We start from the raw sequence: 19,382 nt of genomic DNA on the forward strand, positions 1-19,382 counted from the left end.
TTTTACCTCTTTAATTTATAAATTTTTGCCGCCCCATCAAGTATGACTGGCTCAAAAATTTTTGGATCGTATCTTTCTAGCACGAAAAGCTGTATATAAGTGCTATTTAAAATACCCTCATCAAGGATGATAAACCTGCCATAATCTCTCATAAAAATGACAGAAATATTTGAGCTTTCGTTATTTTTATACTCTTTGACATTTAGCTTGCCAGCCTCGTTATAATCAGTCTCTATGAAAGATTTAAGAGGCAAGATGTTGCCATCATAGATTAAATTTGTGACATCGCTTGTGAGCGTAAAACCACCATTTAGTCTAATGCCATTTTCATTTTGAGAGATCGCTCTTGTGACGATAAAAAGGCCGTTGTTTAAATTTTTACCGCTTTTTAGATCGATCTTGCTAAATTGCAAAATGGTCGGAAAAATACCAAGCATCCTATCTGGCAAGTAGTAGTAAATATCCCTTGTCTTTGCTGGTAAGCTAAAATTTGCCTCTTTTATATCACTAAAAAACTGATCAATGCTTGCATTTCTCTCTTTTAAAATTTGAGCCAAATTGCCATTAAATCGCTCTTTAAAATTTCTCTCAGTGTATTCTACATCAAGCCTTGCCATATTTGCCGAGCTCATCTCATCGCTTCCAAGCGCAAAACTCACGGCAAAATTTTCACGTCCAAGGTGCTTTCCGCCGTCAATGAGCGTCTTAACATCGCTGTAATATCTGATCGGATATCCATAGTCCCACCACGCAACCACGTAGTCCTCGCGTCCTGCGATACCTTTTAGCTTATTTAAAATTTCAACCTCTTTGTGCACAAAAACTGGCTCAGCTTTGTAGCCATAGATATGAATGAGCGCTGGAGTAAGAGCAAGCACGGTTATAAAAGCTCTCGCAAGATTTAGCACCGCTCCTTTTAGCTTTAAATTTAAAAGTATAAACTCCACCAAATAGCCAAGACCAAGCGCCATGATAGGCACAGCGTAAATGGTAAATCTAAGGCCACTTTTAAATGCCAAAAAGCCAAGTGCTAGCATGCCAAGCGAGACGGCAAATGAGCGGTTTTTAAAATAAAAAAGAGCAACGCCAGCAAGCGAGATCAAAAATGTGATGACATTTGCGCTGATCCTCTCGCAAAATAGCGTAAAATCAACGATGCTTGACTCTTGGATGGTTTGATTGACATTAAAAAAGTGAAAGCTCATGCCTCCAACTTCAGGCGCATCTCTAAAGACGTAAAATTTAAGCTGAAAAATAATCGGATTTAGTCCGCCACGAATGGCAAAAACAACAAAAACAATAACCAAAGCAGCAAGAGCAAATTTTAAATTTATCGCCTCTTTTTTAAAGAGGCAAAGTGCATAAACTGCAAATACTAGGGCAAATTTAAGCGATAGATCAAGGTTTGAAATGGAAAGCAGAAGCAGCGAAATTTCAAGATAAAAAAGAGAATTTTTCCTATCAAAAATGAGCGTGTAAAGTAAAAATAGCCCAGTTAAAATGCTAATAAGCGAAAACGCGCTCGCATACCACCACATATAAATAAGCACGCTTAAGGGTGCGATTATTAGGCTATTTGCGTCCTTTTTCTCAAGCACTCTAACAAGCCCCCAAACGACAAAGACGCTAAGTGGGATGATGAGCATATCAGTATCGTAGTAGCCTGCCATAGTGCGGTTGTAGTAGCTATTTGCGACCACTGCAAGAAGTGCGGCGATAAAGCCAGCCATTTTTAGTTTGTATTCATTTGCGATCAGGATAACTGGCACAGCCACAAGCGATGAGAAAAATACGCTCATATAAATCATCGCCGTCTCAAGCTTGACACCTAGAAATTTCACGATCCAGTAAGTAAGCGTCGAGAGCGGATAGCCATAGTAGCTAAGGTCGTTTTCTTGGTGAAAGCCAGCCAGCATGTCCCTTGCACCCTCGGCAAATGCGTAGCCGTCGTTTGTGCTAATCATCAGCTCGTTGTTCCAGAAAAATACCGGATATTCACTCGCCCAAAAGATCCAGTAAAGCCTACAAACCACGCTAAAAAAGACTGCGACAAATATCATCAAGTATAAAGAGTAATTTTTAAAAAATAAATTTCTATTCATTAGGATTTTCCAAAAAATTTATAAGCTCGCTCGCTATGTTTTCACTATCAAAAAATTTAGCCCGATTATACGCAACCTTTTCAAAATTTTGCCTTATTTCAGGCGCATTAAGCACCTTTATCATCGCCTCTTTCATCGCATTTTCGTCATCAACTGGTACCAAAATGCCAAACTCACTCTCGCCTAAAAGCTCCTTTGCACCGCTCTTGTGCTCGGTCGAGATGATAGTTTTTTCACATGCTAGTGCTTCAAGCAAGACATTTGAAAAGCCCTCAAAACGTGAAGCACAAAGCAAACACGAGGCGTTTTTTATATGCCTAAATGGGTTTTTATCAGTGCCAAGAAGCTTTACTCGATCACCCACGCCAAATTTGTCTATCAAATTTTGTAGCTCGTCCTTTAAAGGCCCTTTACCAAGGATACCAAGCGTAGCGTGAGGGTCGTTAATGGAAGCTATGACTTTTATTAGCATGGCTTGATTTTTACCGCTATCAAGGCGGCCGATGTTTATAAAAAATGGCCTAAAATTACCCTCGATCGGCTCATCTTTTAGCAAATTTATAGTTTTTAGATCAAGGGCGTTATAAAGCACCTTTGTTTTTGCCTCACTCATGCCAAAATTTCGCACCAGATCCTCTTTATTGCCAGCTGCATTTGCAAGGATTAGATCAGCCTTTTTATAAAGATGAGTGAGTAAAAATTTATTAACTCGTCCGCTTAGATCGTTTTTATATAGGATTGACGGACAGCTTCGTTCGCTAATAACCAGCCTAGCCTTTAGCCCTAAAATCCTAGCAACCCCAGCGATATAACAAGGGCGGTTCATCAGCACAAACTGCATGTCGATGCCTAAGTTTTGACAGAGCTTTTTATATTTAAAGGCAAGCATTGGCATCGCTAAAAAGAGCCTTGCAAGCTTTTTTAGCCCTCTCTCATAAGGATCGCTATTTTCTATAAAGTGAATTTGCACCTCGCTTGGGATCTCGTAAGCGATGACCTTGCTCATTAAGATGAGATGAACTTCATAACGTTTTACCAAAAATGGCAGTAAATTTGCCACATTTCGCTCAGCCCCACCAGGTCCCATCGAGTATAAAAAAACGGCTAATTTTTTCACTTGCTAACAACCTTTTTTATAAATTCTCTCCACTGCTTTATGATATTTTCTTTGCTAAATAAATTTGCATTTTCGCTGGCGTTTTTTGCTAGTTTTTGCCTTAAATTTTCATCTTTTAAAAGCATTTCAAGCTTATCTTTTAAATCATTTGCGTCGCCATTTTTAAAGATAAGCCCGTCTGTGCCGTCATTTATAAGCTCTCTTGCGCCCACAGTGTCGCTACTTAACCTAGCGCAGCCAAAAGCACCTGACTCTATTAGCACGTTTGAAAGTCCCTCGCTTCGTGAGCTAAGAACAAAAATTTTTGCCTCATTATAAAGCTTTGTGACGTCGCTCATATGTCCTAAAAATTTGATGTTAAGCCCCAAATTTGACGCCATCTGCTTTAGCTGCACTTCTTGCCTGCCACTACCTGCGATCTTTATCTCCCAGCCATCAAGCAAGCTCTTACTCACCTTGCTAAGTGCCTCAAAATAGACATCATAGCCCTTTACCGCCTCCAGCCTTGCCACGCTTAGGATGACATTTTGCTTCTCACAAATTTCAGGCACATCAATAAAAAGTGGGTTGTGGATGACCTCGCGGTTTTTGGCAAATTTATAGTAGTCATAGTCGCTTTTGCTTAGCACGCTTAAGCCATCTACAAATTTATACGAAAAGTCACGCATAGCGCTTGCGATTTTACTTTTTAAGTAGCTATGCTCGTGATGCTCAGTTGCTATTAGTTTGCTCTTTAGCCCAGCATTTGCCAGTACGCAAGCGACGTTTGTCCAGTCGATAAAGCTAATTATCAAATCAGCCCTTTGCTCTTTAAAAAGCGCTCTAAGAGCTAGGATTTTTTTAAATTTTAAAGCGAGCCCTGAGCCAGTGACATTAAGGTTTATGATATTTATCTTTTCACTAAATTTATAAAGTCCAAAATCATCTTCAAGCAGGGCGATAGTGATCTCATTGTCCTTGCTAAGCTCATTTGCTAGCACGTTTAGCACGCGCTCGGCTCCGCCGTTTCTAAGTGCGGCGATGACAAAAAGAATTTTCACTTCACACCTCCAAGTCTTAAAAGCTCCAGCCATTTTTTATAAATTTGCTCCACGCTAAACTCATCAAGTCTAGCTCTTGCGTTTTTGACAAATTCGCCCATTTTTGCCTCATCTTGCAGCAAATTTGCAAGCTTTTTGCTCATCTGATCAGCGTCATTTATCTCGCAAAGCAAACCATCAAAGCCATCTTTTATAAGCTCTTTTGCCCCGCTAGTTCTTGTCGCAACCCGCACGCAGTCATAGTTTATCGCCTCTATCAAGGTGTTTCCAAGACCCTCGAAATTTGAGCAAGAAAGCAGCACCTTTGCTCTTTTATAAAGTGAGGCGATGTCGCTAACGTTGCCTAAGAATTCGATATTAGCGTCCAAATTTTTAGCTAAATTTTCTAAATTTGCTCTCTTACCACCATCTCCAGCGACAGCAAATTTATAGCCACATTGCTTTAAGCTTGCAGCCACTCTTACAAACATTTCGCAGTTTTTTATCTTATTTAGCCTGCCAACAAAGATGATTAAATTTTCTTTGGCAAAACTCTCACTGCGCACCTCTTCAAAGAGTGGGTTGTAAATTTTCATCACATTTTTGCAAAATTTAGAGTAGTAGCCAAGATCCTCGTCGCTTAATACGCTAAGTGCGTTTGCAAATGGGTAGCTTATGCGTCTTAGCACCTTAAAAATGGCTCTTTTTGGCGCAAGATAGTTTGTATGCTCACTTATGATAATAGGCGTTTTTAGTCCAGCTGAGCTAAAGAGCACCAAGGTATTTACGGCGTCTAAAAAGGATATCACAGCGTCAAATTTGCCCTCTCTTATGAGCGCCCTTAAGGCAAGCGCTTTCAAAACTCTCTTTTTTAAATTTCCAACCAAGCCAAGCTCATCAGCCCCAATGCCTAAATTTATGAGCTTCACGCCGCTTGCTAGCTCGTAAAATGGCTCATCCTTGTCAAATTTAACAAGGCTTACATCGTGATCCAAGCTAAATCTTGATGCGATCACCGCACAAACTCGCTCCGCACCACCACTTCTAAGCGTTGATGTGACAAATAATATTCTCATACGCCAAACCTTTGCTTTATCTTTACTCTAAGCTTTGAGAGCGCTGGTAAAATGCCACTTGGAAGTGGGCAAAGCAGTAAGAAAATAAACGCTTCTTTGCTAAATTTAATACTAAGACTTTTAAAGATGCACCTTAACATTAGGCCATATTTGCCTGCTATCTTGGCGTAGTAAGCGGCATTTTTATACTGCATAGCTAGAAATTTTGGCTCATTTTTTATGGCGATGTCGTAGTGTAAATTTGCTGTTTTTATATAGGCGTTTGCTACGCTTAACGCGTGCTTGCTGGCATTTAGCGTCGCACTATCGCTTCTTGAGATGCGGTAGATGTAAAGTGGCTTTTTAAGGTAAAAGACATTTTTTTTAAAAAAGCGGATGTAAAGCTCATTTTCACCGCCAAAACTACTCTCGTCAAACCTAAAATCATCTATAAATTCACGCGAAAAAAGCTTAAAGTACTCGCCATTTATCCGCCCGCAGTGATAGTCCACCTTGCTCATCGCCCCACTCTTGTTATATGGGCTTCTACCAGCCATCACCTCGGTCATCACGCCATCTTTCTCGCAGATCGCGTCTGCAAAAACGCACGAATACTCGCCACTTTTTAAAATTTCATAGCACTCAGCAATCGCCTCTGGTAAAAGCTCGTCGTCATCGTCAAGCAAGCAGACAAACTCACCTGTTGCGTTATCAAAGCCGTTATTTTTGTTGCCATTTGGGCTCTTTTTGTGAGCGCTGTTTTTTACAAATTTGATCCTTGCGTCGTTAAAGCTCTTGCAAATTTCACTCGCACTCTCGTCATCGCCGTCGTCAGTTACAACTATTTCTAAATTTTTATAGCTTTGAGCTAGAGCGCTTCTTATGGCCTTTTTTAAAAGCTCTGGACGCTTATAAGTCGCGGTTACGATGCTGATTAATGGCTCGCTCATTTAGCCCCTTTTAAAAATTCTCTCATAGCCTTGAAGCTTTTCAAGACGTGAGAAAAATATAAATTTAATTGTCTTGATATAGGCCTTTAAATTTGCGCTGTATCCTCTCTCAAGGCGCTCGCCTTCGATGTTTGAGCCGCTAAGATCAGTTGGGTGCGCAAAAAGGTCGCAAAAATACATCTGCATATCATTAACGCCAAGCAAATAGTCCCAAACATCGGTCGTACAAAGTGCACGTTTGTGAATTTCAAGCAAATTTTTGGCACTTTTTTTAGTTAGTACATAGGCCCCTGCTCTATAAATGCTTGAAAATGAGTGCACTGAGACCTGCCAAAGCGGCCTACTTAGGCTAGTATCCACCTTTTTGCCAAAGGCGCTAAACCTGCCCTCCAGCCCATCTTGCATGCCACATATCAGCACACTGTTTTCAGCCATCTTGCTAGCTGCCAAAAAGGCCTCTTTTATGTCCTCATCACCCCCTATCACGTCATCTTCAAAGATGAGAGCAAATTTGGCTTCACTTGCCAAAAACGCCTCATAGGCTTTCACGTGTGAGAGCGAACAGCCAACCTCCGCTGGGCTTAAAACCTTGCCGTAAGCTTTAAATGATGGCGAAATAATCTTATAGTACTTCCTCGCGTTTAGCTCCCTGCCATCAACTGCGTCTATTAGCTTAAAGCTATCATAAGAGCTAAATTTCTGCTGCAAAAGCTCGCGCCTTTTGGTATCTTTTGCCAAAGAGATCAGGTAAATTTCATCCATTTAAGACCTTTTAATTTTTTTTAAAATTTTACGCCAGACTATGCCTCTCTCGAAGTCATTAAAAAATAAGAAATATCCCAAAACATAAGCTGCGCCGGCGTGTATCACAGCAAAGATAGCAAATTTTAACCAGTTATCTAAGCTCACAAAGTCCTTGCAGGTAAACATCGCAAGCACACAGAGCGCAAAAACGGCTAAATTTTTAAAATAAACCCCATAAAACGTAGTGAGCTTTACCTCTAAATTTAAAGCAGCATTTATGAGGTCGAAGCCAAGAATTCTTATGCTATAAAAAATGGCTGCGACGATGACGATACCATAAACGCCGTAGTCACTAAATTTAAGCAGTGCGATCTGCGCTATGATCGTGCTAACACCAAGGATAGTGTTGGCAATGGCTGGGCGGCGAAGCTTGTTTGTCGCGCTATCAAGGTTAAAAAGCGAAAAAACAAAGCTTATAAAGACGATAGGCACTAGCGTTATCATCGAGACGTTGTAGATAAATTTGACCTCATCTGCGCTTTTAAAAGGTAGCCAAAGCGTGTAAAAATCAAGCCCAAAAACGACGAAAAATGCTGCCGGAGCACTCATCACAAAGGCGATCACCTTCATCGAAAATTTAGCCTCTTTTATAAGGTCCGTGATCAAATTTTTAGAGTACAGCTCGACAAATTTTGGCGCAAAGATACCGCTAAGCTGTGCCACAAAGCTCTCAAGTATGATAGGGGCGGCCTTGGCGACAGAAAGAAGTCCAGTGGCGTTTGCATTTACAAAAATGTTGCAGATAAAAAGGTCCATACCTGTTAAAAGTATGCGATTTAGCGCATTAAAGCTGTTCCAAATGCCAGAACTTAAAAGCTCTTTGATCTTAGAAAAGTCAAATTTGTTAAGGCTAAATTTTAGCTCTGGCGTGATGCGAGCTGACATAAAAATGGTGCTAAAAAAGACAAAAAGGCTAGCAACTAGCGCTGAAATGGCGATGTATGAAATGAACGGCTTAAAAAAGAAAAAGAGTGCCACGATAAGGATCGCCAGGATCGCGCTTGAGATGGCATTTCTGATGGAGAGTAGATAAAGCTTATTTGTCACAAAGGCGCAAACCGTCAAAACACCGTTAAATAGGCCAACGCAGAAATTTATAAAGTAAAAAACAAGGGTCATTCTCACATCAAAGAGCAAATTTTCAGGGACGTTTAAAAAGCTTTGCAAATTTATGATAAAAACCGAGCTAAGCACCACTACAACGGCGCAAAAGAAGATATTTACAACAAGCACTGATGAGTAGTAAGTGTTTGCAAGGCTTAGATCTTTTTTGTGCCACGCATGAGCGACAAAGCGCCCGCTGACCGAGTTTATGGCTACACTTACGACCGCTGCGTAGCTTACGATGGCGTTGCTAAGGCCCACAAAGCCAAATGCCTCGTTGCCAAGGCTTTTTAAGATAAATGGTGTGAGAAAGAAATTTATGCCCATTGATACGACAAAAACGACGATCGAACTTATTAGATTGATTAGCATTAGACTTTTAACCTGTAAATTTTTACACCACTTGAGATGACAAATGGCTCAAAGTATCTCTCATCGGCGCGCTCAAATATAAAAAGCTGCACAAAAGATGAGTTAAAAGCATTTTCATCAAGCAACAATATCCGCGCATAATCTTCCAAAAAAATGACATAAATTTTAGCGTTTTCATCTATGATTTTTTCATCTATTCGCAAATCTTTTCCGGTTCCTTTTACCTTATAAAATGATTTTACGGCTATTTTTTCACCGTTATGTATGATAAATTTTTGCTCATTTGTAGGTAAAATATAACCATCTCCAAGGTCGATACCAGCTTCGCTAACGCCATTTAATACACTAACATGATAAAAATTCTCTTTTTGCCTTTTACCAGTTGTAATATCGATATAGCTATATCTAAAGATATTTGGCGCGATGTCAATCATATTAGGCACAAGATAGTAAAAAACCTCTTTTTTTGCAGCTGGCAGAGTGAAATTTTCGCTTTTAAGCTGACTTAAAAAAGTGTTTATATCACTTGTGTTGTAGTCTTTTAAAATTTTATCTATTGTCCTTATATTTTGCTCAAGCGAGATGTCATTATACGTAACTGCCACTCTTGCAAGTCTAGCCGAAAATGCCTCATCTTTTCTCAAAGCAAGGCTAACAAAATAATTATTTTCGCCACCTTGCCTGCCAGGATCGTTTAAAGTCATAACATCAGCAAAATATCTTATAGCATATCCGTAATCCCACCATGAAAATACATAATCATCGCGCTTTGCTACCTTTTTGAGCCCATCAAGCGCCACTGCTTCATCACGGCTAATTACAGTGTTTGGCCTATATGAATAAGCAAAATCTAAATTTATAGCAAGAGCGGCTACGGCAAAAACCAAAAGTGATAAATTTTTAATAGAATTTCTAAGATCAAATAAATTTAAAAAAAAATGCAAAAAATACCCAAAACCAAGCGCAACAAGTGGTGTTACGTACATAACAAATCTAACTCCGCTAAAAAAAGAGAGGAGTCCAAGTCCAAGCATTGGCAACGTAAGCAAAAATAGACGAAATTTAAAGCAAAGTAGTAAGTATCCAATAATAGCTGCAAGTAATATAAGAATATTTCCTGACATGAAATAGATAAAATACAAAGGGCTAGCACTTTTTACTTCGCTTATGAAATTATGCTCATTTATAAAGTGAAATTTATCGCTAAGAATTTCATTGCCTTTAAAAACATAAATATCCATTTTTGAAGTAATGAAATCAAAACCACCAAAATAGATAAAAATAGCTAGCATTAAAGTAAGAAAAATGGCTAAATTTCTAGCTGAGAGTAAATTTTTATATTTGCAAAAAAGAGAGAAAAATAAAGCAATAACTGCTAAATTTGAAACCAAAATTTTATTTGCTATTAGTGGATCTTTAGTAAAAACATTTGAGCTTACGATGCCTATAAACATAAAAAATATCGCTTGATAATTTTGCAATCTATCTCGCATAAAAACTAGCGTATATAGTAAAAACATAAAGAAAATGCTTAAAATAAGTGCATATGAGCTTTGATACCACCAAAGATAAAGCGACACAAAGACTCCAGGCAAAACGATAAATTTTTGTTCATTTGCGTTCAAAAGCCTGATCAAAAAATAGATGATAAAAAGTGCAAATGTGACATTTAACATGTCGCTATCAAAATATCCAGGCGATGTCCTTGAAAGATAGCTTGGCAAGATAACACTCATAAATGCAGCCACAGCCCCAGCTTTTAGTGCCTTAAACTCATGTGATATCAAAACAACTGGAAGTGCGATAAGAGGAGCTAAAAGCGCACTCATATAAAACATCACGCTTTCGATCTTAAAAGGTAAAATTTTGCAAATATAAAAAACTATAGTTGAGATTGGGTGATTAAAGGGGCTAAAGTCATTTTGCTGATGAAAGCCAGCCAGCATATCTCTAGCACCTTCTGCGTAATAGTATGCGTCATTTGTCGTAAGCATAAACTCGCCATTAAAGTAAAACTCTGGCATATCCTTTGCCCACAATACCCAGAGCATCCTAGCCGCAAATCCAAACAGATAAGCAGCTAGAAATATAAGTAAAATTTTACAATTTACGCTTACTTTGTGCACTAAATTCCTTACAGCCTAGCGTCAGCCTCTGGGTAGATATTTTTTATATCGTAAACTAAATGGCCTTTTAAATTTAGCTTTTTAAACTCATTGTGAGCTACGGCAATCACGATGCAGTCGTAGTCATCTAGGTTATACTCTTTCACTAGATCAAAGCCGTACTCGTGTTTTACCTCAGCGCTATCGGCCCAAGGATCGGTCACATCGACCTTGCAGCCAAAGTCTTTTAACTCATCAACTACGTCTATAACGCGAGAATTTCTTATATCAGGGCAGTTTTCTTTAAATGTCATACCAAGGACAAGCACGCGGGCTTTATTGATAAGCACGCCTTTTCTTATCATTAGTTTTATCACTTGATCAGCTGCGTATCTACCCATGTCATCGTTGATACGGCGACCTGCTAGGATCATCTCTGGATGATAGCCTACCTCTTGAGCTTTGTGAGTTAGGTAGTATGGATCTACGCCGATGCAGTGTCCACCAACTAGACCTGGGCGGAAATTTAAGAAATTCCACTTAGTACCTGCAGCCTCTAAAACGTCAATGGTGTTGATATGAAGCTTTTCAAAAAGCATCGCAAGCTCGTTTATAAAGGCGATGTTTATATCACGCTGAGTGTTTTCGATGACCTTTGCAGCCTCTGCCACTTTGATGCTTGAAGCTTTGTGAGTGCCGGCTGTAATGATAGAGCGGTAAATTTCATCGACCTTGTCAGCGATCTCTGGAGTTGAGCCACTTGTGATCTTTTTGATCTTAGTTACAGTATGCTCTTTGTCACCTGGGTTTATGCGCTCTGGAGAGTAGCCGCAGAAGAAATCTTTGTTAAATTTAAGCCCACTTTTTTCAAGAAGTGGCACGCAAATCTCCTCTGTAACGCCTGGATAAACGGTGCTTTCATAGACAACGATGTCGCCTTTTTTAAGCACTTTTGCCACACTCTCAGTCGCTTTTACGACTGGAGTTAGATCAGGGCGCTTGTTCCTATCTATCGGAGTTGGAACGGTCACGATGAAGAAGTTACAACTTCTAATATCATCTAAATTTAGACTAAATTTCATGCCATTATCGATCGCTTTTTTCATCTGTTCGTTACTAAGTTCAAGCGTTCTATCATAGCCACTTTTAAGCTCTTCTATACGTTTTGCATTTACATCAAAGCCCACTACTTCGTACTTTTCGCTAAAAGCTGCTGCAAGTGGAAGTCCCACATATCCAAGTCCTACTACTGCTATTTTCATTTATTTTTTCCTTTCTTTTTTGCTTCTATCTTTTTTACGCGTTCATACATTCTTATTTCCGCACTTACACCTTTTGGAATTATGATTCTAATAGGGCTAACGCCTGGTAAAATTTTAGTGAATTCGTAATAAACCTGCCTCTTTTTCTTTCCGTCCTTGCATAGCATCATCGTTTGCGCTAGCTCATCCCCGCCACTAAATTCGTAATAAATCCCGCGCGCGTCCTCTTTTTCTTCAAGCTTCCCACCGAGTAAAAAGGCGAAATTGCAGTCGATTTCTATCTCTTTAAAAAATGCGACTTCGTATTTAAAATAATCAGGCGGCATCTTTGAGATAGGTAGCTCAAAAATATTTTCCTCGGTTTTTGGCGCATTTTCGCTCGCCAAAAGTGAAAACGGAAGCACGCAAGCTGCGATAAAAAGTAAAAATTTTCTCATGCCTTTACTCCGATTTGGAAATACTTAAATCCATGCTCGGCTAAAATTTTAGCGTTGTATTGGTTGCGCCCGTCAAATATAACGGCGTTTTTTAGCCTCTCTTTGATCTCCATAAAATCAGGCGATCTAAACTCACTCCACTCAGTCACAAGCACCATTGCATCGGCACCATTAAGCGCGTCATATTTATTTTTAGCATATTTTACATCTAAATTTGGCATATATTTTTTAGCTTCTTCGCTTGATTTAGGATCATATGCCACCACTTTCGCGCCAGCTTCGTCTAAAAGCTTTATCAATGTTATCGAGCTAGCCTCGCGCATATCGTCTGTGTTTGGCTTAAACGCAAGCCCCCAAAACGCAATTGTCTTGCCCTTTAGATCGCCGCCAAAAAAGTTATAAATTTTCTCAAACAGCACTCTTTTTTGAGCCTTATTTCTTGACTCGACCGCGTTTAAAAGCTCTGGCTCAAAGCCATTTTGCCTAGCTGTGTAGATGAGCGCCTCGACGTCTTTTGGAAAGCAGCTACCACCGTATCCGCAGCCTGGGTAGATGAAGCTATATCCGATCCTTGAGTCGCTGCCGATGCCCTTTCTTACTAAATTTACATCAGCGCCCACGCGTTCGCAGATATTTGCTATCTCGTTTATAAAGCTTATTTTGGTTGCCAGCATCGAATTTGCGGCGTATTTTGTCATCTCGGCTGATTTTACGTCCATGCAAATTAGCCTGTCGTGATTTTTCATAAATGGCTCATAAAGCTCTCTCATCACGCTAAAGCCCCACTCGCTGCTAGCCCCGATAACTACGCGGTCTGGCTTTAAAAAGTCTTCAACTGCCGCACCCTCTTTTAAGAACTCTGGGTTTGAGACGACTTCAAATTTAACCTTTGCATTTCTCTTTTTAAGCTCAGCCTCGATCACCTCATGCACCTTAGCTCCAGTGCCTACTGGAACGGTTGATTTATCTACGACTATTAGTGGTTTGCTTAAATTTTCTCCGATCGATTTTGCCACCGAGAGAACGTATTTTAAATCCGCCTGTCCATCAGCGCCCATAGGCGTGCCAACCGCGATAAATAGCACATCTGCATGCTCTAGCGCCTCAGTTATCTGCGTGCTAAATTTAAGCGAGCCATTTTTGTAGCACTCGCTCACGATATCAGCAAGCCCTGGCTCATATATAGGCACGACGCCGTTTTTTAGCGCCTCGATCTTTTTACTGTCAACATCGACGCAGATCACGCTGTTGCCCATCTTAGCAAAGCATGCACCACTTACTAGTCCAACATATCCAGTTCCGATTACTGCTATTTTCATGCTTATCCTTAAATTCTTTTTTCCCACTCAAGGGCAGTTTTTATGATGAGCGCTAGATCGTCTCTTTTTGGCTTCCAGCTTGTTAGAGAGCGTAGTTTGCTTGCGTTTGAGATGAGGATAGCTGGGTCGCCGTCCCTTCTTGGCGCATTTAACACCTTAAAATTTACCCCGCTTACTTTTTTTGCGGTCTCGATGACCTCTTTTACGCTAAATCCCCTGCCATATCCCACGTTAAAAGTTTCGCTGCCATTTTGACTGATGTAGTCAAGTGCGCTTATGTGGGCGTCCGCTAGGTCGCTAACGTGGATGTAGTCTCTAACGCATGTGCCATCTTTTGTCGCGTAGTCATCGCCAAAGATACCCATGCTTTCGCGCTTGCCAAGGGCAGTTTGCACGGCCACCTTGATAAGGTGCGTGGCGTTTGGATAGTTTTGACCGATAAGCCCCTCTTCGTCTGCGCCTGCCACGTTAAAGTAGCGCAAAATCGCAAATTTAAAATTTTCATTTGAAGAGGCATAATCTTTGATGATCTGCTCACTCATAAGCTTACTTCTGCCGTATGGATTTATCGGATTTGTAGGCGTTGTTTCGCTAACTTCTGCCACGTCTGGCTCGCCGTAAACTGCGGCAGTTGAACTAAATATAAATTTATTTACATTGTAAGTTTTTGCGTATCTTAGCACCCTTGCGACGTTTGCGGTGTTGTTTAGATAGTATTTTAGTGGCTCACTCATACTCTCAAAAACCTCTATAAACGCTGCAAAATGGATGATCGCATCAAATTTGCCATTAGCAAAAATTTCACTTAGATCATCTTCTAAATTTGCATTTATAAATTTAAAATTTCCGATTCTTTGGAGTGCCTCAAGTGCTTTTTGTGAGCCTTTGCAGAGATTATCGATGATGGTTATCTCATCATTGCCTTGCTTTAAAAGTGCTTTTACTACGTGGCTGCCGATGTATCCAGCACCACCTGTTACTAAAATTTTCAAGTTTAAGCCTTTCGTAAAAAGTGGTTAATTTTATCAAAAATAGGGTAAAGCAAAAGTAAAGCAAGGCTTTTGAATAAATTTTAATCCTCTCTAACCCTTAAAAATATTGGAAATCTTGGCTTGCCGTTGGCTGTTAAATTTTGAAATTTATATGTGATGATAGAACCTATCTTTGGGGGATTTTGGCGCTTTTCATCGCTTAGTCCCGATCCTATTTTAAAGATAGCGCCAGATTTTGGTTCACCAGCTTTTTCTTCACCCTGCTTGCCACCAAGCGCTTTGCAGGTAAGCGAGCCAGCAAATTTTGCGTATTTGCCGCTACCTTTATTTATAGCGGTCACTTCACACTCGGAATCTTTAAATTTCTTAAATTTAAGTGCATTTTTGCTTCTTTTTCGCTCGTACGGTGCATTTGGCTCACGCACCACTGCTCCCTCGCCGCCTTTTGCGATGATACTTTCAGTAAATTTCAAAAATTGAGCGTTATCTCGCATTTTTATCTGTTTTATTATGATTAAATTGTGATTTGGCTCATTTTTTAGAAATTTAGCCAAAACTTCAAGCCTATCAAGCAAGCTACCACTTGCCTCAGGCACGTCGAAAATGTGAAATTTAAGCCTGCCCCACGCTTTTTCATCGGGCAACTTATCCATCACTGTTGCTTGAATTTCTTCAAATTTAAGCTCCTTTGCGTAAAGCTCGCCATCGAGCGCAAATTTAGGAAAATTTTTAGTAAAACTTAGCGGTGCATTTAGCTTTTTGCCCTGTCTTGAGAGTAAATTCTCTCCGTCCCAGTAGGCACGCACGCCATCAAGCTTCTCGCTAGCTAGCCAGCCTGAGACGTTTTGATCTTTATACTCGCTAAGGCGCAGCAAATCAAGAGAAAATGCAAAATTTAAAAGGAGTAAAACCGCAAAAATTATTCTAATCAAGCTTTTGCCTTGCAAAAACAATAATTCATATGATCATCTACAACGCCCACACTTTGCAAAAAGGCATAGGTGCTAACAGAGCCTAAAAATTTAAACCCTCGCTTTTTTAGCTCCTTTGCCACAAAGTCTGACATAGGCGTAGTGGCTGGCACTTGCTTGATATCTTGATAGTGATTTATGATCTGCTTGCCGTCAAATTTTGGGTCAAATTTTCTTAGCAAATATCCCCACAAATAGTCATAAAAGCTGCCAAATTCTTTGGTTACTGATAAAAATGCAAGGGCGTTTGCAGAAAGTGATTTTAGTTTTAATCTATTACGGATCAGCCTCTTATTTTGCATAAATTTAGCTATCTCAGCCTCACCGTAAAGCTTGATCTTCTCTGGATCAAAGCCATCAAATGCCTCTCTCATAGCCTCTCTTTTTTGAAGTACTCCATGCCACGAAAGTCCCGCCTGAAAGCCCTCCAGAACTATCATTTCGAAAAATTTTCTATCATCTTTTACGACTTTGCCCCACTCGTTATCGTGGTAAGCTATATCAAGCTCGCCTTTTGCCCATTCGCATCGCCTCATCTGCGTCCCTTAAATCTCAACTCCGTAAAACTCGCAGTACCACTCGACAAATTTAGCCACACCGTCGTTTACTTTTGTATTTGGCTTGTAGTCAAAGTCAGCCACCAAATCGCTCACATCAGCAAATGTCGCTGGCACGTCGCCTGCTTGAAGTGGGAGGAAATTTTTCTTGATCTCACGGCCGATCTTTATCTCAACAGCCTTGATGTAGTCCATGAGCTCAACTGGGCTGTTGTTGCCGATATTATAGACCTTAAACGGCGCTTTTGAAGTGGCAGGATCTGGGTGCTTTGCGTCCCAAGCCGGATTTGGCTTAGCAGGGTTGTCTATGCACTTGATGATGCCCTTTACGATGTCGTCCACGTAGGTAAAGTCACGCTTCATTTTGCCATAGTTAAAAATATCGATAGTTTTATCTTTAAGTGCGGCGTCGACAAACAAAAATAGCGCCATATCAGGGCGTCCCCATGGTCCGTAAACTGTAAAAAAGCGAAGTCCAGTCGTTGGCACGTTAAATAAATGACTATAAGTGTGCGCCATCATCTCGTTGCTCTTTTTGGTTGCTGCGTAGAGGCTTATAGGGTGATTGACCCCCTCGTGCGTAGAAAACGGCATGTTCTCATTTAGTCCATAAACCGAGCTAGAGCTTGCATAGACTAAATTTTTGATCTCATTGTGGCGGCAGCATTCTAGGATGTTCATAAAGCCTGTGATGTTGCTGTCGATGTAGGCTTTTGGGTTTATGAGTGAGTAGCGAACGCCTGCTTGTGCGGCTAAATTTACCACTACATCAAATTTTTCTTTGGCAAAAAGCTCTTTCATAGTCTTTTCATCAGCGAGGTCTGCTTTTATAAATTTTAAATTCGGATGCGTCTTTGAGGTGATCAGCTTACCATAATCTATCTCGCTAGTCTCAAAGCCAGCCGTTTTTAGGCGTGCAAGCTTTAAATTTACGTCGTAATAGTCATTTATAACGTCATACCCAACAACCTCATCGCCACGTGCTATAAGGGCATTTGCAAGGTGAAATCCTATAAATCCAGCTGTTCCAGTTACTAAAATTTTCATATTTTTCCTTTCATTTTTGGCTTATTTTAGTGCAAAAATGTAAATTTACGTATTTAGATCAGGGTGGTCCCAGGTGTTAAATTCGGCCTTTATGTCATCATTTTCTTGCCCTTTGCAACATAGCCACTCAAGCCCCGCACGTCTTTCCATAACAACCTCTTCGTCAAGTCCAGCAACCTTTTTACCGTTTATCCTAGCATCTACACACGCCCAGTGGTAGCGATAAACTAGATCAAGTTTGCTTAAAATTTCATCCAAACTGCGAAGCTTTGAGCGGTTTTTTAGTCCGCCCTCCCTAAAGACATCCATCACAAACTCACAGTCGCAAATTTTATCCATCTCACCGATATCTTCTGCGATGCTAAGAGCCCAAAGCAAGATCCAAAGCGACTCATATTTCCAGCCCATATTTACAGCAGCGTTTATATCAGCTCTGCCCTCTACGACCTCTTTTTCTTTTACACTTAGGTCATTATAAAAATCGCCCAAAAAGTCTTTAGCCCAAGCTATCTCATCTTCACTTAAGTGGCCATTGTCACGAATCGTACAAGCGCACATGATCGCTGTAAATGAGCAAACCGCACGAGCAATGATCTCATCAACGCTTCTTGGCGTAACTTCACTATTGTCATACCTTAGTGGCAGGCTCTCAAGCACAGCCACGCCCTCTTTTTTTAAAATTTTTATGCTCTCATCTTTTCTTTGTTGTGCTGTTTTTGGCATATCCGCACCTTTTTTAAAAATATTAAACACTCCCATTTTTATCCAAAAACTCAGCGTTAAATTTCTCTTCGTTAAAATTTTTACCTAAAAATTTACAGGCTTCGATCATATCAGTTCTTGCTATTTCAAAGCAACTCGTAGCCCCAGGGCTTGGAGTCATATTAAAACTTATGCCCTCGCCTGTGCTTATCTTGCCCTCGCCAAGCTCAAGGCACTTTTTATTACGGTCGATAACTTGCGGTCTTACGCCGCCAAAATTTATAGCATAGCTTAGGTCATTTTCACTTAGGCTTGGTACGATCTTTCTAGCATCTTTTACAAATTCTTTTTTATTGATAAATGGCACTTCAAATAAGAAATTTCTCAAAATATAAGATCTGATGTCGCTATCTTTTAAGAGATTTGTAAAGACTTCAAAGACATTTTTATCAAATTTTAGGCATTTACAAAAGTCAAAAAAGCTTGAACAGCCGTGGTATCTCTCTAGTTTTGGTATGACTAGAGCTGTTGGTCCAAAGCGGGTGTTGCCATTAGCTAGGATATCTGGATCGCCGTGAAGCGCGGCAAATGGTAGCTTATCGTTTTGCACCATATAAACTTTGCCATTTAGTAAGCGTTTTTTTGCAAAGTAAAAGCTTCCAGCAACGGGCAATGTGCTAAGATGAAGTCCATAACCCATTTTGTGAGCCAAAAATAGCGAGTGTCCTCCAGCATCTACTACAACGTAGTTTGCGGTGATCACCTCGCCATCATTTATCTTTATGTGAAATGTATCACCCGCCTTTTTTATATCAGTTACTTCTGAGTTTAGACTGATCTCGTAGCCATCTCCGCCTAAATTCAGCGCATTTTGCACAAGTGAGTTTGCTAAGCCGCCAAAGTCCATCGTCGTAAACTGCCCATTTTGCGTGCCTATGGCGATGATGTTTTCTGGCCTCTCATTACCATTTGTGTCAAAAATAACGTTTGGCTCGATCTGTTTTAACTTCTCTTTGTCATAAATTTCAAGGTAAGGAAAAAGCTCTTTAAAACTCTCATATCTCTCTTTCATGCGCTCTACTTCGGCATCTCCGATAGCTAGTGCCATCTTTTGATGAGCGAACATATATTTGCCATCAAGATTGTATTTTAGAGCATATTTTACTGGCATATTTGCCACACGAGAGACTTTTTTTGCTTTTTCTAGCGTGTAGTTTGTCTCGATATCACCACAATGAATGGTTTGTGAGTTGCCTTTGCCGTTTGAATTTAGAGTAGCCACGCCGTCATATTTTTCTAAAAGTGCGACCTTTTTTATATCGCTAAATGCAGCCAACTCGTAAAAGAGCGCTGTCCCACTAATGCCAGCTCCGACAATTACCACTTCAAAGTGCTTCTGCCTCATTTTTTCTCCCAAAAAAGTTTAGTCGCCAAAATGATACTATATTAATTTTAAAACAAACAGCA

The 19,382-nt window shown here is 40.2% G+C and carries 17 protein-coding genes; all 17 read right to left on the reverse strand.

What is annotated here, in order from left to right; all coding sequences use genetic code 11:
- Positions 1 to 2: 2 nt before the first annotated feature.
- Positions 3 to 2,102, reverse strand: a complete 2,100-nt coding sequence (locus G5B98_RS07005) for an STT3 domain-containing protein (protein WP_196086480.1) — start codon at positions 2,100 to 2,102, stop codon at positions 3 to 5.
- Entirely contained in the window at positions 2,095 to 3,219 is a 1,125-nt protein-coding gene (gene pglJ / locus G5B98_RS07010; RefSeq protein ID WP_196086481.1) for an N-acetylgalactosamine-N,N'-diacetylbacillosaminyl-diphospho-undecaprenol 4-alpha-N-acetylgalactosaminyltransferase, read from the reverse strand. Before pglJ ends, G5B98_RS07005 begins: the two co-directional genes overlap by 8 nt.
- Positions 3,216 to 4,259, reverse strand: coding sequence for a glycosyltransferase (locus tag G5B98_RS07015; RefSeq protein ID WP_196086482.1), 1,044 nt, complete (start codon positions 4,257 to 4,259; stop codon positions 3,216 to 3,218). Before G5B98_RS07015 ends, pglJ begins: the two co-directional genes overlap by 4 nt.
- Positions 4,256 to 5,314 (reverse strand): glycosyltransferase, encoded by a 1,059-nt coding sequence (locus tag G5B98_RS07020; RefSeq protein WP_196086483.1) that lies wholly within the window; start codon positions 5,312 to 5,314, stop codon positions 4,256 to 4,258. Before G5B98_RS07020 ends, G5B98_RS07015 begins: the two co-directional genes overlap by 4 nt.
- Positions 5,311 to 6,243, reverse strand: coding sequence for a glycosyltransferase family 2 protein (locus tag G5B98_RS07025; protein ID WP_196086484.1), 933 nt, complete (start codon positions 6,241 to 6,243; stop codon positions 5,311 to 5,313). The genes G5B98_RS07020 and G5B98_RS07025 overlap by 4 nt, the downstream gene beginning before the upstream one ends.
- Entirely contained in the window at positions 6,244 to 7,005 is a 762-nt protein-coding gene (locus tag G5B98_RS07030; RefSeq protein WP_196086485.1) for a glycosyltransferase family 25 protein, read from the reverse strand.
- Complete coding sequence (locus G5B98_RS07035) at positions 7,006 to 8,523, reverse strand: MATE family efflux transporter (RefSeq protein ID WP_196086486.1); 1,518 nt, start codon at positions 8,521 to 8,523, stop codon at positions 7,006 to 7,008.
- Entirely contained in the window at positions 8,523 to 10,649 is a 2,127-nt protein-coding gene (locus G5B98_RS07040; protein ID WP_196086487.1) for an STT3 domain-containing protein, read from the reverse strand. Before G5B98_RS07040 ends, G5B98_RS07035 begins: the two co-directional genes overlap by 1 nt.
- Positions 10,650 to 10,657: 8 nt before the next feature.
- The gene (locus G5B98_RS07045) at positions 10,658 to 11,890 is read right to left on the reverse strand and encodes a nucleotide sugar dehydrogenase (RefSeq protein ID WP_196086488.1); all 1,233 of its coding nucleotides are present in this window, start codon (positions 11,888 to 11,890) and stop codon (positions 10,658 to 10,660) included.
- Positions 11,887 to 12,327 (reverse strand): ecotin family protein, encoded by a 441-nt coding sequence (locus G5B98_RS07050; RefSeq protein WP_196086489.1) that lies wholly within the window; start codon positions 12,325 to 12,327, stop codon positions 11,887 to 11,889. Before G5B98_RS07050 ends, G5B98_RS07045 begins: the two co-directional genes overlap by 4 nt.
- Positions 12,324 to 13,646: a UDP-glucose dehydrogenase family protein gene (locus G5B98_RS07055; protein ID WP_196086490.1), complete on the reverse strand. Its 1,323-nt coding sequence runs from the start codon at positions 13,644 to 13,646 to the stop codon at positions 12,324 to 12,326. The genes G5B98_RS07050 and G5B98_RS07055 overlap by 4 nt, the downstream gene beginning before the upstream one ends.
- 8 nt (positions 13,647 to 13,654) lie before the next feature.
- A complete protein-coding gene (gene galE, locus G5B98_RS07060; RefSeq protein ID WP_196086491.1) occupies positions 13,655 to 14,638 on the reverse strand; it encodes a UDP-glucose 4-epimerase GalE in 984 nt (327 codons plus the stop codon).
- Between the two features lie 80 nt (positions 14,639 to 14,718).
- Positions 14,719 to 15,567, reverse strand: a complete 849-nt coding sequence (locus G5B98_RS07065) for a DNA ligase (protein WP_196087364.1) — start codon at positions 15,565 to 15,567, stop codon at positions 14,719 to 14,721.
- Positions 15,567 to 16,145, reverse strand: coding sequence for a DNA-3-methyladenine glycosylase I (locus G5B98_RS07070; RefSeq protein ID WP_196086492.1), 579 nt, complete (start codon positions 16,143 to 16,145; stop codon positions 15,567 to 15,569). Before G5B98_RS07070 ends, G5B98_RS07065 begins: the two co-directional genes overlap by 1 nt.
- A 9-nt stretch (positions 16,146 to 16,154) precedes the next feature.
- Positions 16,155 to 17,213 (reverse strand): NAD-dependent epimerase, encoded by a 1,059-nt coding sequence (locus G5B98_RS07075; RefSeq protein WP_196086493.1) that lies wholly within the window; start codon positions 17,211 to 17,213, stop codon positions 16,155 to 16,157.
- Positions 17,214 to 17,258: 45 nt separating this feature from the next.
- On the reverse strand, positions 17,259 to 17,936 hold the full coding sequence (locus G5B98_RS07080; protein WP_232524566.1) for a DUF4272 domain-containing protein: 678 nt from the start codon (positions 17,934 to 17,936) through the stop codon (positions 17,259 to 17,261).
- A 22-nt stretch (positions 17,937 to 17,958) separates the two neighbouring features.
- On the reverse strand, positions 17,959 to 19,320 hold the full coding sequence (locus tag G5B98_RS07085) for an FAD-dependent oxidoreductase (protein WP_196086495.1): 1,362 nt from the start codon (positions 19,318 to 19,320) through the stop codon (positions 17,959 to 17,961).
- Positions 19,321 to 19,382: the final 62 nt, after the last annotated feature.

This window comes from Campylobacter concisus, assembly GCF_015679985.1.
Lineage (GTDB): Bacteria > Campylobacterota > Campylobacteria > Campylobacterales > Campylobacteraceae > Campylobacter_A > Campylobacter_A concisus_AC.